At 32.1% G+C, this 13,172-nt stretch carries 13 protein-coding genes and 1 other annotated feature; of the genes, 1 reads left to right on the forward strand and 12 read right to left on the reverse strand.

Annotation, left to right across the window (positions count from 1 at the left end):
• Positions 1 to 61 precede the first annotated feature (61 nt).
• From P8F83_RS08840 to P8F83_RS08855, 4 genes are all read right to left on the reverse strand, one after another.
• Entirely contained in the window at positions 62 to 727 is a 666-nt protein-coding gene (locus P8F83_RS08840) for a potassium channel family protein (protein WP_326514316.1), read from the reverse strand.
• Positions 724 to 1,395 carry a potassium channel family protein gene (locus P8F83_RS08845; RefSeq protein WP_326514317.1) on the reverse strand — a complete coding sequence of 224 codons (672 nt, stop codon included), beginning with the start codon at positions 1,393 to 1,395 and terminating at the stop codon, positions 724 to 726. Before P8F83_RS08845 ends, P8F83_RS08840 begins: the two co-directional genes overlap by 4 nt.
• Positions 1,392 to 4,232, reverse strand: coding sequence for a cation-translocating P-type ATPase (locus P8F83_RS08850; RefSeq protein WP_326514318.1), 2,841 nt, complete (start codon positions 4,230 to 4,232; stop codon positions 1,392 to 1,394). The genes P8F83_RS08845 and P8F83_RS08850 overlap by 4 nt, the downstream gene beginning before the upstream one ends.
• Before the next feature lie 276 nt (positions 4,233 to 4,508).
• Complete coding sequence (locus P8F83_RS08855) at positions 4,509 to 5,888, reverse strand: TrpB-like pyridoxal phosphate-dependent enzyme (RefSeq protein WP_326514319.1); 1,380 nt, start codon at positions 5,886 to 5,888, stop codon at positions 4,509 to 4,511.
• A gap of 109 nt (positions 5,889 to 5,997) precedes the next feature.
• Positions 5,998 to 6,244, reverse strand: a binding site (T-box leader).
• Between the two features lie 106 nt (positions 6,245 to 6,350).
• Between P8F83_RS08855 and P8F83_RS08860 the strand changes: the two genes are divergently transcribed.
• Positions 6,351 to 6,524 (forward strand): hypothetical protein, encoded by a 174-nt coding sequence (locus P8F83_RS08860; RefSeq protein WP_175550897.1) that lies wholly within the window; start codon positions 6,351 to 6,353, stop codon positions 6,522 to 6,524.
• 51 nt (positions 6,525 to 6,575) lie between these two features.
• Here P8F83_RS08860 and P8F83_RS08865 read toward each other — a convergent pair whose 3' ends face one another.
• From P8F83_RS08865 to cysT, 8 genes are all read right to left on the reverse strand, one after another.
• A complete protein-coding gene (locus tag P8F83_RS08865; protein WP_286904655.1) occupies positions 6,576 to 7,514 on the reverse strand; it encodes a serine O-acetyltransferase in 939 nt (312 codons plus the stop codon).
• Positions 7,515 to 7,602: 88 nt separating this feature from the next.
• Positions 7,603 to 8,493: a diguanylate cyclase gene (locus P8F83_RS08870; protein WP_286904656.1), complete on the reverse strand. Its 891-nt coding sequence runs from the start codon at positions 8,491 to 8,493 to the stop codon at positions 7,603 to 7,605.
• A gap of 173 nt (positions 8,494 to 8,666) precedes the next feature.
• A complete protein-coding gene (locus P8F83_RS08875; RefSeq protein ID WP_326514320.1) occupies positions 8,667 to 9,284 on the reverse strand; it encodes an MBL fold metallo-hydrolase in 618 nt (205 codons plus the stop codon).
• 24 nt (positions 9,285 to 9,308) lie between these two features.
• A complete protein-coding gene (gene gloA, locus P8F83_RS08880; RefSeq protein ID WP_021801513.1) occupies positions 9,309 to 9,692 on the reverse strand; it encodes a lactoylglutathione lyase in 384 nt (127 codons plus the stop codon).
• Between the two features lie 23 nt (positions 9,693 to 9,715).
• Positions 9,716 to 9,991 carry a CD3324 family protein gene (locus tag P8F83_RS08885; protein WP_326514321.1) on the reverse strand — a complete coding sequence of 92 codons (276 nt, stop codon included), beginning with the start codon at positions 9,989 to 9,991 and terminating at the stop codon, positions 9,716 to 9,718.
• A gap of 307 nt (positions 9,992 to 10,298) precedes the next feature.
• Positions 10,299 to 11,372, reverse strand: coding sequence for a sulfate/molybdate ABC transporter ATP-binding protein (locus P8F83_RS08890; RefSeq protein WP_326514322.1), 1,074 nt, complete (start codon positions 11,370 to 11,372; stop codon positions 10,299 to 10,301).
• Positions 11,362 to 12,267: a sulfate ABC transporter permease subunit CysW gene (cysW, locus tag P8F83_RS08895; protein WP_326514323.1), complete on the reverse strand. Its 906-nt coding sequence runs from the start codon at positions 12,265 to 12,267 to the stop codon at positions 11,362 to 11,364. Before cysW ends, P8F83_RS08890 begins: the two co-directional genes overlap by 11 nt.
• A 9-nt stretch (positions 12,268 to 12,276) precedes the next feature.
• Positions 12,277 to 13,128: a sulfate ABC transporter permease subunit CysT gene (gene cysT, locus P8F83_RS08900; RefSeq protein ID WP_326514324.1), complete on the reverse strand. Its 852-nt coding sequence runs from the start codon at positions 13,126 to 13,128 to the stop codon at positions 12,277 to 12,279.
• Between the last annotated feature and the right edge of the window lie 44 nt (positions 13,129 to 13,172).

A 13,172-nucleotide genomic window follows, 5' to 3' on the forward strand; every position in this document is an offset into this window, starting at 1 on the left:
ATTGCTATAATCAATTAATGAAATAGCAATTCCTCTAAATTATTATATATAGTTTTATCATTTACCTAGGCGAAAAAATTTTATTTACCTCTGCTTGAGTTTCTGAATTGGCTAAAGCTAGTATGGAGTCTCCTGCATTTATAATAGTATCTCCACCTGGCAGTATAACTTCCTCTCCTCTATAGATTGTAATAAGTTTTGAATTAGACGGTATATTTAGTGCCTTTACTTCCTTTTGAACAGCTTTAGAATTTTCATCAACTTTTATTTGAACTATAGAGTATCCACCTAAAGATAGTTTCATAAGTGTAAACATATTTTTTAAATCCATTTCCTCTATAACAATATGAGCCATTAAATCAGCCTGATTAACAGCAACATCTACACCCATGCCTATATTGTATAACCAAGAATTTTTAGGATTATTTACACGAGCAACAACCCGTGAAACTCCAAACTCAAACTTCGCTATAGTTGATGCTACTAAATTCACCTCATCAGATCCAGATACTGCAACAACAACATCTGCTGAGCTTATACCTGCAGCCTCCATTATATTAGGATCTGTCCCATTTCCTAATATTACTGTCTCTGAAGGAAGTTCCTTTTTTAGCTTATCTACTATGTGTTCCCTATTATCTATTACTTTTACAGAGTAGTCATTATTTAAAAGTAAACTTGCAATATGCTCACCTACTTGACCTCCACCTATAATAACAACTTTCATATATTTTTCCTCCATTTTTGATCTAGACCAAGCAATGTTTTTAGTCTACTTGCAGAACTTGCTACAACCGATATAAATATCACATCCTGCTTCTCAAATACTGTTCCCCAAGTTGGCAGGAAAGTTTTATTTTCACGACTTATAGCAACAACTTGGAACTCTCCTATTGACGTTATCTCGCTAACAGTTCTACCAACCAAAAGTGCTGGAGTCTCAATTCTTACTAATTCAACACTTGAATTACCAATAGTTAATACACTATCTAGTTGATTGTAGCTTAATAAATCAGTTGCTCTTTGTATCCCCCATGCTGCTGATGATATAGTTTGAATACCAAGAGTACGATATATTTCTGCCTTTCTAGGATCATGCAACCTTGCTATAACACGAGGTACTTTGTAAATATTTTTAGATATTCTTCCTATAAGTGCATTAGCTTCATCACTATTACTGCAAGCTATGACTGCATCTACAAATGAAATTCCTGCTTCTGTTAATACATCTTTGTCAAATCCTACTCCCACAATCATTTTTCCTTTAAAGTTTTCACCAAGTAGTTTAAATGAATCTGGGTTATTGTCAATGATTGTTACACTATGACCTTTTTTTATGAGGTTTTGAGCTAATCCTGATCCCATAACCCCACAACCTATTATAATTTCTTTCATATCACTAACCTCTTATCATTAACTTTTTTAATTCTACTAAGTTTTCTTGAAATTGCCTTTCTACCTTCTTCTAGTAGTAATATAGGGAAAGGTAATACAATCAAGTATATCCACTCTTTGAAACCTATCGCTACTGTATTAAATATATTCTGTAAAAATGGAATATAAATTATTGCTGAAATCAATAAGATTTCAAAAACAATACCAGTTACTATTTTTTTATTAGCAAATATTCCTATCTTGAATACCGACTCATTTTCTGTTCTACAATTCAATACTGCACCAATTTGACAAAATACTATAGATGCTAACGTCATTGTAGTAGCTTGTTTATAAACTACTCCGGAACTAGCCAATGGAACATTCGGCCATCCATTTAGTATATTTACAAAGAAATATGCCCCCATTGCTATAACCGATTCTAATAACCCATACCATAAAAATGCCTTAATGACTGTTTTCTTATTCATTAATATCTCTGTTCTTGAGCGTGGAGGTTTTTCCATAACACCTTTCTCCGGTAGTTCTGCGCCTAGCCCAAGAGCAGGCAACATATCTGTACCTAAATCAATAGCCAGTATCTGCATTACAGTAAGAGGAAGCGGAATGTTTCCTTTAGATAGCAAAAAAGCTGCTGATGGTACTGCCTCAGGTGCATTACTATTAAGAATATAGAGTAAAAACTTTCTTATATTGCTGTAAACTGCTCTACCTTCTTCTATGGCTTTTACAATAGATGCAAAATTGTCATCGGTTAATATCATATCTGCGGCTTCTTTTGCAACATCTGTACCAGATATCCCCATAGCTACACCAATATCAGCTTTTTTTAGAGCTGGCGAGTCATTAACTCCATCTCCTGTCACAGCTACTATATGACCTAGTTCTTGTAAATTACATACTATTCTATATTTTTGCTCTGGTGCTACCCTTGCAAAAATAACTTCATCCCTTAATACTCTTTTAAGATCATCGTCACTCATTTTTTCAAGATCAACTCCAGATACAATCCTAGGATGGTTACTCTCTACAATACCAATCCTCTTTGCAATACTCTCTGCTGTTAATCCATAGTCCCCAGTTATCATAATGATTCTTATTTTTGCTCTATGACATAGCTCTACAGCATCTTTAACCTCTGGTCTTGGAGGATCTGCCATAACAACTAGTCCAACAAACGTCATATCTTGTTCAATAAGTTCTGGTGTATAAGAACTTAAAGATTTTGGAAGATTACATTCTTTAGTTAAATGTCTATATGCAACTGCTAAAACTCTTAATCCATTACGTGCATATCTATCATTTGCTTCCATAATTTCATTACGTTGCGAATCACTTAGCTCTTCTTTATCACCATTTTTATTTATGCCTGTACAAAGTTCCAACACTTCTTTTGGAGCTCCTTTGATGTATGCTATTCTTTCACAGTCTCCTATGGGAGTACTCAAATTATGAATAGTACTCATTCTTTTTCTTCTTGAATCAAAGGGTAACTCTCTAATTCTTGGCATAAAATTAATCTGATTAATTGTATCTATTCCAGCTTTTTGCGCAACTACCCCTAAACATGCTTCTGTTGGATCTCCTAGCACAGTATATCTATCTGATTCATCATTTGGAGGTACTATACGTGCATTACTACATAGTGAGGCTGCAGTTAACAGTATTTTTAAATCTTCGTCATTCTCAGCATAAAGCTCTTTATCTTCATAAATAATATTACCTACAGGAGCATAACCTAATCCTGTAACCTTCAATTCTTTTCCTGGGAGCCATAGATTATTTACTGTCATTTCATTTTGAGTCAAAGTTCCAGTTTTATCAGAACAAATAACAGTAGTGCATCCTAAAGTTTCAACTGCCGACAGTCTCTTAACTAAAGCATTTTCTTTTGCCATCCTCTGTACCGCCATTGCTAAAGACAAAGTAACCGTAGGAAGTAATCCTTCTGGAATAAATGCTACCACCATTCCTAAAGAGAATATAAATGCTTCTGCTATAGGTTCTTTTACGAAAAATATAGCCGTTATAAAAAATACTACCCCCATGCTTAACGCTATCATTGAGATTTGTTTAGTCAATAAATTCAACTCTTTTTGAAGTGGACTCAGCTCTTCTTTCATAGTTTGAGTTAGGTTAGCAATTTTCCCAAATTCAGTTTCCATACCAATTGAAACAACTACAGCTTTTGCTGTTCCACTTGCTACACTAGAGCCTGTAAAAATAAGATTTGGTGTTTCTGACTTAGACAGTCCATCTCTCATTATTGGATCATGTGTTTTTCTCACTGGATTAGATTCTCCTGTTAGAGTTGATTGGTTTACTTGAAGATCGCTACTTTCAATTACACGAGCATCGGCTGATATTTTATCCCCTTCTTCTACTAACATAATATCTCCAGGAACTAAATCCTCTGCTAATATCTGCTGTTCTTTATTGTCCCTAATAACCCTAGCGTAAGAAGGAAGCATCTTTTTTAAAGCTTCAGTAGCTTTGCCTGCTCTATGCTCCTGCCAAAAGCTAAAAACTCCATTTATAATATTAACCAAAAATATAGCAACCCCAAGTTCAACCATATCTGCAACTATGGCAATAATCCCTCCAACCCATAATAAAAGAGCCATTAAACTAACAAAATTGGACATTAAAACTAATATTGCAGGTTTACCTTTCTTTTCAGTAATAGCATTTTTTCCATACTTCTCTCGATTTGCTTGTACCTCTTGTAATGTTAACCCTTCTTCTCTAGTGTTGAGTTTTTTGTAAACATCTTTTGTCGTCAATTTAAATATTTTTTCATCCATGTTCTCTTTGGCAATCTGTACTTTCTCTTCCATTTCAATTTTACCCCATCAATAATTATAATATTAAAATAATATTATGATATTACTCCTCAAGGCATTAATTTACAATTATTGGCTGTGGTATCTTTTAGGAATATCCATTAGATATTTGAAGATTTAACCATATAGTTTCATTTTATTTATCTATAGTATGTTAGATATGCTTATAATACGGTATATTTATATCTTGCAAAAATAGAAATATTGTAGGAATATAAATAATAAAAATAAGCCACAGATTTCTAAAAATCCATAGCTTATTTTTATTATTTATTCTTGAATTTCAGGTACTTTAGGTAGTTCAGAAAATCCTTTTTCTAAATCTTCATCTGTTGGAATATAGTCTGTCATTGTTCCCTTCAAATAGGAATCATATGCCATCATATCAAAATAACCCGTTCCAGTTAATCCAAATAAAATTGTCCTTTCTTCTCCAGATTCCTTACACTTAAGAGCCTCTTCAATAGCTCCATATATAGCATGTGCTGATTCTGGTGCTGGAAGTATGGTTTCATGTTTTGCAAATAAAGTTGCTGATTCAAAAACCTTAGTTTGTTCTACCGATATAGCTTCCATATATCCATCATGATAAAGTTTTGATATTATAGGAGACATACCATGATATCTAAGCCCTCCAGCATGGTTTGCTGATGGTACAAAACTTGAACCAAGAGTGTACATCCTTGCTAATGGAGTAATCTTTCCAACGTCACAGAAGTCATAAGCATAACGACCTCTTGTTAATGATGGACATGAAGCTGGTTCTACAGCTATTATCCTTGGATTAGCTTTTCCTGTTAATTTATCTTGCATAAAAGGAGCAATTAGCCCTCCAAGATTTGATCCACCTCCTGCACAACCTATTACTATATCTGGATATTCAGTAATACTTTCCATGGCAATTTTAGATTCTAAGCCTATAATTGATTGATGCAGAAGTACCTGATTTAGTACGGAACCAAGTACATATTTACACCCTTCTGTAGTAACTGCTTTTTCTACTGCCTCTGAAATAGCGCATCCAAGACTTCCAGTAGTATCTGGATCTTTCTCTAAGATAGCTCTACCAGCATTAGTTGTGGTGCTTGGACTTGGGATTATGTTTCCATCAAAAGTTTCTATGATTGCTTTACGAAATGGTTTTTGTTCATATGAGCATTTAACCATATAAACTGTAAGTGGAATATTATAATAACTACATGCTTCAGCTAGTGCAGTGCCCCATTGACCAGCTCCAGTTTCAGTAGTTAAACTCTTTAGCCCTTGCTCTTTGGCATAATAAGCTTGAGCAACAGCTGAATTTAATTTGTGACTTCCAGATGTGTTGTTTCCCTCAAATTTATAATAGATTTTTGCAGGAGTTCCCAAAGCTTTTTCAAGGTTATAAGCTCTTATTAAAGGAGATGGTCTAAACATCTTATAAAATTCCTGTATCTCTTCTGGAATATCTATATACCTAGTTGAGTCATCCATTTCTTGTTTAGCTAACTCTTCACAAAATACTGGATATAGTTCCTCTGCTGTAGCCGGTTTGAAGGTTTGTGGATTCAACATCGGATCTGGAATTTCCTTCATATCTGCTCTTAAGTTATACCATTGTTTAGGCATTTGATCTTCAGTTAAATAAATTCTATGTGGTATTTTTTTCATTTTAATAGCCCCCTTTGATTTATATTAATATTTTATTTTATAAAATATTTAAAACTTATGCCCCTATATAAATGTATTTTAGAAAATAAAAAAGACCTCCATCCTAAATAACTAGGACAAAAGTCTATAACTTCTGCGGTACCACCTAAATTGGTCAAAATAACCCACTCACTAATGTACATTCATACATCTTCCTTTATAACGAGTGGAAATCTCGTCGGGTATTACTAAGCAATTCTGCTTTTCCTCCCGCCCTTATAAGTCCATTCAACTTAGCTTGTACTGTTGTAATCTCACCGCCTACAACTCTCTTTAAGTCTTGTACTAGGTCTACTTATCTTAATCATAGGTTTTATTTTATAATTTGATTATAATGATTTTGATATTTTCTGTCAAACATTTTTGATGCTTTAAAGTTTAAAATCTCACTTTTACGGGAAGTCTAGTTATGGAGGTGTTAATATGAGAAATAAAGAAAAAGAACTAAATAGAGAACTTGGTATACATGAACAACATGATCAAGTATCTAATATGATAGATGCCATGTTAGCTTTAGGACCTGTAAATTTAGGTTTAAATAACCCTAAAATAGAACGTTATGCTGAGCAAAGAATAAAAGAAGATATAACAAAATAGCTAAAAGTTCTAGGGCTGTCACTAATTTTTAATTAATAACAGCCCTAGAACTTATATAACCCAATCAAAAATAAATTCTTGTTTTAATTCTTCTGGTTTACTATTTTTAAAACTAAGTTCAGGATTTTTAACACTTACTCTAGTGTCAGCTGGAACTGACTGAGTAATAAATGCATTACCTCCTATAACTGAGTTTTTCCCTATTACAGTATCCCCACCTAATATAGATGCACCAGAATAAATAGTTACATTATCTTCAATTGTTGGATGTCTTCTTACTCCTTTAAGCCCTTGCCCTCCTCTTGTTGATAATGCCCCTAAGGTTACTCCTTGATAAATCTTTACATATTCACCTATAACACAAGTTTGTCCTATAACAACTCCTGTACCATGATCTATAAAAAAGTATTTTCCAATCTCCGCTCCAGCATTTATATCAATTCCAGTTAAACTATGAGCATACTCAGTCATAATTCTTGGGATATATGGTACATTTAAAATATCTAATTCATGTGCTATTCTATAAATGCTTACTGCAAATACTCCTGGATACGAGAAAATTACTTGCTCTACATCGCCAGCAGCTGGATCTCCGTCGTAGGCTGCTTGTACATCTGTAGAAACATATTCTTGTATTTTAGGTAATGTTTTTAAGAAGGTTCTGCATGTTTTGCAGGTTTTTTCTTCTATTATTTTAATATCACTTATTTGATGTTTATATTTAAGCGCTAATTTTATTTGTCTATGAAGTTTTTCTTGTATACTCATTAAAAGATCGCCTATATAATATTCCATTACGCTATTTGATAACTTCTTGGTTTGAAAATACCCTGGAAAAATAAGTTGTCTCAACTCTTGCAATATTTCTATAACCTCATACTTGTCTGGCAAATTAGAAGATTCATATACTGAAAAAACAGAGTTTTGTTTATAATTATTTGCTATTTCTGAAACTAGTTGAACTATATTTTCTTCACATTCTCTATTCATTATCTTCATCCCTTTTCTATATACTTAATTAGCTGTTTTTTATATTATACGTGATGTTTTTAATCTAAACAAGTAATTGCAATATAATTTATTCAACATAGCCAACTTGGTTTCTACCACCCGTTTTCACCTTATAAAGCTGTTCATCTGCTTTTTGTATTATTTCATTTCCAGTAATACTACTATTATAATCGTTAGAGAAAATCCCCATACTTACTGTAATTTTTATTACTCTATTATCAAAAAAGAAATTGTAATCTTCTATTTTTTTTCTTATTCTCTCACATAGATGAAAAGCATCATGTTTATTAGTTCCAACTAAAACTATACCAAATTCTTCTCCACCATATCTGCCTACTATATCTCCTTTACGTAGAGAACTCATCAATATATTTGAAAGTTCCTTCAATATCATATCCCCAGACATATGTCCATATGTATCATTTATCCTTTTAAAATAATCTATGTCTAACATTATGAAGGATATATGTCCCTTATTTCTCTTTTGTTTAGATAATTCCTTTTCAAGTAATTCTATGAGTACAGCATGATTATATAGACCTGTTAAACTATCTTTCATAGCAAGTTCTTTAAGTTTGTCTTGAACATCTTTAAGCCTTAGTGCAGATTGAATTCTAGCTATTACCTCAACCTCATCAATAGGCTTTTTAATATAGTCGAAGGCTCCCATCTCTAATGCCTTTTTCAAGTCATTTCCCTGAGTTCTTGCTGTCACCATAATCACAGGGATATCTTTTACATCATGATTACTCTTTAATATATTGCAAACTTCAAATCCATCCATTCCTGGCATCATTATATCAAGTAAAATAACATCTGGCCTTATACTTCTAGCCATATTTAATACCGGGAATCCATTATCCACAGAAAACACTTTGTAATTTTCAGCTTCTAATATATCCGTTAAAATTCTTACATTAAGCAGAGTATCATCTACGATAAGTATTTTTTCATTCATAGTAATCAATCTCCCCAAAATTTTTTCTATAAAATGACCTATTAAATTTCATATCTCATTTTACCATTATTTTTCTATAAAATTAAGATGTTTTATTTAATTATTCTATTTAATAAATATTAATAATTAAAATAAAGATGCCTACTATAATAAAATAATAGACATCCTTACCTCTACTTCCATTCCAAATAAAATTTGTTACTGTGTTTTTCTTCTCCAATAGTACTACTTTCTCCATGTCCTGGATGAACTCTCACATCCTCTATTTGAGTTTCTATCAAATTTAAAACAGATTTCTTCATGTCCTCTAAATCTCCTGTTGGAAATACCCACTTCCCCACTACGCCCTTAAAGAGAGTATCTCCTGTAAATAAATCTTCTTCAAACTTATAACAAACTCCACCAATAGTGTGTCCTGGTGTATAAATAACCGTTATTTCTTTGTCCCCAATAGAAAATTTCTTAGATTCATCGATTTTAGTAAGATTAATATCTTCTAAAAAATACCCCATCTCTCTTCCATAGCGATTAAATACGTTATTATAGTTTTGCACTAAGTTATCATATTCATTTTCATGTACATACACTGGTACATCAAAACAATCCATTGCACTTATATGGTCTATATGTCCATGAGTTAGTAGTATTCCTAATACATTTAAATTGTGTTCTTGTACATATTTTCTTATTTTATCTTTTTCATATCCTGGATCAACTATATAACATTTGTTATCATACTCAATTATATAACAATTTATATCCATATCTCCAAATAAGGTCAACTTCTTCATCTATTACACCTCATTTAATAGTCGTTATTTTTGTCTTATAACTTCTATCTTATATCCATCTGGATCAGTTACAAAATAGTAGTTAGGAGGATTTCCTGGAAGCCCCTTTAATGGAGTAACCTCATAACCTAAAGCTATATGTCTTTCCCTTTCACTTTCTATGTCTTTCATTCCTAGGGCAATATGACTAAATCCATTACCTATTTCATATGGTTTTTCTGGATTGTAATTGTAAGTTAACTCTATTTCGTAATCTTCTTCACCATTTCCTAAATATACTATTGTAAATTTGTGATCTGGATGATCCTTTCTTTTAGTCTCAACTAGACCAAAAGCATTTTTATAAAAATCTAATGACTTTTCTAAGTCCATTACTCTTATACATGTATGAAGCATTTTTACTGCCATATATATCACTCCTTATACTTAAGTTATATATTACTTTTTTCTTCTCTTATTATTCTTCTTATAGTCTGCTCAGATAGATAATACTTTTCTGTTAAAGATCTTACGGACATGCCTCTATTATAGAAACTAAATATTTCTTCATTTCTGTCTCTTAAATCTCTTTTAACTCCACTATTTTCTCCCCAAGCTTTTTTATTTTCAACTTTTCTAGGTATATATAAATAACTACCATCAATATATTGTTGAATGATTTCAACTAATTCTTCTGGTAATATATTTTGTGCTTTTTCATATTTCATAACCTTCTGCTCCTATCTACATTTTTAGTTGTAAATAATAGAGCAAAGTTCACACAAAAATATTACAGCCTGTAAATTCTAGAAAGGCCCTGAACATAGAGTATGTTCTTTATATCTCTGTAGGACTTTGCTCAGAGCCTTGGCTAGAAACATTTAGTTTTTTAACAACCTTCATATTTCTATCACCCCTTATATCTTTATATTTTCTCTTTAATTTTAACTGCTTTTTAATTACAATTCAACTATTCTCATAGGTTTTCTATAAAATCAAAAAAGTATCACTTTTCAGCAATACTCTTTTGATACATTATATAACATAATCCTCTTGAATAAATACTTTAATTTCTTTAGGTCTTATATATACCTCTTCGCCAATCTTTATCTTCAGTTGTATATATATTTCCTTGCTTAATTCAGCCTCTAAGTATTCCTCACTTTCTTCACTCTTTAACTCTATATTCACTATAGGGCCAACAGCTCTTACAAACAATACTTTTGCCTTTATAAACCCTTCTCTCCCACCATCTTTTATTATTTCTATATTGTGAGGTCTAGCGTAACTTAATGCCTTCCCATCTTTTTTATCCTCATATTCTGGAGTTTCCAATTCTATATCTCCTATTTTAACCTTACCATTGTTTAGCCTACCATGAAACAGATTAACGTTTCCTAAGAAGTTGTACACAAATGGATTAACTGGATTATCGTATACCTCTTCTGGAGTTCCTATCTGTTCAATCTTTCCTTCATTTAGAACAACGATTCTATCTGCAACATCTAATGCCTCTTCTTGATCATGAGTTACAAAAACACTAGTTATATGATATTTATCATGAAGTCTTCTAAGCCATCGTCTCAAATCTTTTCTGACTTTAGCATCTAGCGCTCCAAACGGTTCATCTAATAATAATACCTTAGGCTCAACAGCTAATGCTCTTGCTAAGGCAATTCTCTGCCTTTGCCCCCCAGATAGTTGATTGGGGTATCTATTTGCCATACCCTCCATCTTAACCAAAGATAGTAATTTAAGTACTTTATCATTAATTTCTTTTTTACTTAATCTTTCTTTTCTTGATTTAATTCTAAGGCCAAACGCTATATTTTCAAATACAGTCATATTTCTAAATAACGCATAATGCTGAAATACAAAACCTATGTTCCTATCTTGAGTATCTTTATTTGTATTATCTTCTCCATCAAAATATATTTGTCCAATATCTGCTGTTTCTAAACCAGCTATAATCCTTAAAAGTGTAGTTTTCCCTGAACCCGATGGTCCAAGAAGTGCTATAAGTTCTCCTGTATTAATCTTTAAATCTATATTATTAAGTGCCTTATAAGAACCAAATTCTTTTGATATACCTTTTACATCAATGCTCACTTTTTACAACCCCTTCTTCATTAATGTTTAACTGACTAACCTTCCACTCTGATACATTCTTTATTATTAAATTAATTAACGCAATTATTGTAAGTAGAGATGCTACAGCAAATGATGCTGAATATTGATATTCATTATATAAAATCTCTACATGCAGAGGAAGTGTGTTTGTAAGACCACGTATATGTCCTGAAACTACAGAAACTGCACCGAATTCTCCTGCAGCTCGCGCTGTTGTTAAAATTACACCATAAAACAATGCCCATTTTATATTAGGTAATGTCACTTTAAAGAATGTTTGCCATCCATTTGCCCCTAAAGTTAAAGCAGCTTCCTCTTCTGCTGTTCCTAGAGATTGCATAAGGGGTATTAACTCCCTAGCAACAAACGGCATAGTTACAAATGTAGTTGCTATAATGATTCCTGGTGGTGCAAATATAATCTTTATATTATTTGCATTTAGAAAATCTGCAAAAAGACCATGGTTAGTACTAAAAAGTAATACAAATATTAATCCAGCTATAACTGGAGAAATAGCAAAAGGAATATCTAAAAGCGTAAGCAAAATACTTTTTCCCTTAAATTCAAATTTACCTAATGCCCAAGATGCTGCTAAGCCAAATATTGTATTTATTGGTACAGCGACTAACACAGTTAATAAAGTTAGTCTTAATGCATCTAATGCCACTGGATCCGTTATAGCTTTGATATATAAATCTAAACCTTTCTCGAAAGCTTTTGCAAATACAGCAATTAAAGGTATTATGAGTAATAGTGTTAAATATATAAGTGCTATTGAAATAAGAATTGTTTTTGTTAATTTACTTTCATCAGTAGATGAGTTGTTTTTTTGCTTGGATTTACTATTAATTCTTAATGATACATTACCTGCCATGTTAACCTCCTATACTCTTGAATATCTCTTTGAATTCCACCATTGAAATATATTGATTAATAGTAGAATAAAAAAAGAGGTTATCAGAAGAACTGCCGCAATTGCACTTCCTCCTGCATAATCATATTGCTCTAGCTTAGTCCTTATAAGTAGAGGAGCTATTTCAGTTCTCATAGGCATATTCCCTGATATAAATACAACTGATCCATACTCTCCTAAGGCCCTTGAGAATGCTAGAGAAAATCCTGTAATTAAAGCCGGTGTTATCTCTGGAAGTATTATCTTTATAAATGTTATTAATCTATTTGCTCCTAAACTAGCAGCAGCTTCTTCAACTTCTCTTTCGAGATTTATTAATACAGGTTGTACAGTACGAACAACAAAAGGTAACCCTATGAAGGTTAATGCAACTATTATTCCTAAAGGTGTAAATGAAACTTTTATTCCTAATGGAGTTAAGAATTTTCCTATCCATCCATTTTCAGCATATAAAGTTGTTAATGCAATACCTGCAACTGCAGTAGGAAGTGCAAACGGAAGATCTACAATCCCATCTATAAGCTTTCTACCTGGAAAATCATATCTTACAAGAACCCATGCTATTATAACACCAAAAATTGTATTTATAATTCCAGCTGCTAAGGATGTTCCAAAAGAAAGTTTATATGCAGCCAATACTCTTTCAGAAGTTGCAGATTCTATGAAACCTTTTAATCCTAAAGAAGAAGAATCAAAAAAAATCATTGACACTGGAATTAAAACCAACAAACTTATATACAAAACTGTAAATCCTAATGTTAAATTAAATCCTGGTAAAATACTTTGTTTCTTCAATTTAATTGATTTTGCTTTTAGACTCATAAAAAGCACCTCTTTGCTATTATTAATTCAAGAAGTAGTGATTT

This window comes from Clostridium intestinale, from assembly GCF_035905475.1.
Classification (GTDB): domain Bacteria; phylum Bacillota; class Clostridia; order Clostridiales; family Clostridiaceae; genus Clostridium_T; species Clostridium_T intestinale.

Excerpts from the sequence above, each read along its gene's own strand:
- P8F83_RS08855 (WP_326514319.1), bottom strand. The coding sequence starts at position 5,888 with ATGAAAAAAATACCACATAGAATTTATTTAACTGAAGATCAAATGCCT.
- P8F83_RS08885 (WP_326514321.1), bottom strand. The coding sequence starts at position 9,991 with ATGAAATATGAAAAAGCACAAAATATATTACCAGAAGAATTAGTTGAA.
- P8F83_RS08860 (WP_175550897.1), top strand. The coding sequence starts at position 6,351 with ATGAGAAATAAAGAAAAAGAACTAAATAGAGAACTTGGTATACATGAA.
- P8F83_RS08840 (WP_326514316.1), bottom strand. The coding sequence starts at position 727 with ATGAAAGTTGTTATTATAGGTGGAGGTCAAGTAGGTGAGCATATTGCA.
- P8F83_RS08845 (WP_326514317.1), bottom strand. The coding sequence starts at position 1,395 with ATGAAAGAAATTATAATAGGTTGTGGGGTTATGGGATCAGGATTAGCT.
- cysT (WP_326514324.1), bottom strand. The coding sequence starts at position 13,128 with ATGAGTCTAAAAGCAAAATCAATTAAATTGAAGAAACAAAGTATTTTA.
- cysW (WP_326514323.1), bottom strand. The coding sequence starts at position 12,267 with ATGGCAGGTAATGTATCATTAAGAATTAATAGTAAATCCAAGCAAAAA.
- P8F83_RS08865 (WP_286904655.1), bottom strand. The coding sequence starts at position 7,514 with ATGAATAGAGAATGTGAAGAAAATATAGTTCAACTAGTTTCAGAAATA.
- P8F83_RS08875 (WP_326514320.1), bottom strand. The coding sequence starts at position 9,284 with ATGAAGAAGTTGACCTTATTTGGAGATATGGATATAAATTGTTATATA.
- gloA (WP_021801513.1), bottom strand. The coding sequence starts at position 9,692 with ATGGCAGTAAAAATGCTTCATACATGTATAAGAGTAATGGACTTAGAA.
- P8F83_RS08870 (WP_286904656.1), bottom strand. The coding sequence starts at position 8,493 with ATGAATGAAAAAATACTTATCGTAGATGATACTCTGCTTAATGTAAGA.
- P8F83_RS08850 (WP_326514318.1), bottom strand. The coding sequence starts at position 4,232 with ATGGAAGAGAAAGTACAGATTGCCAAAGAGAACATGGATGAAAAAATA.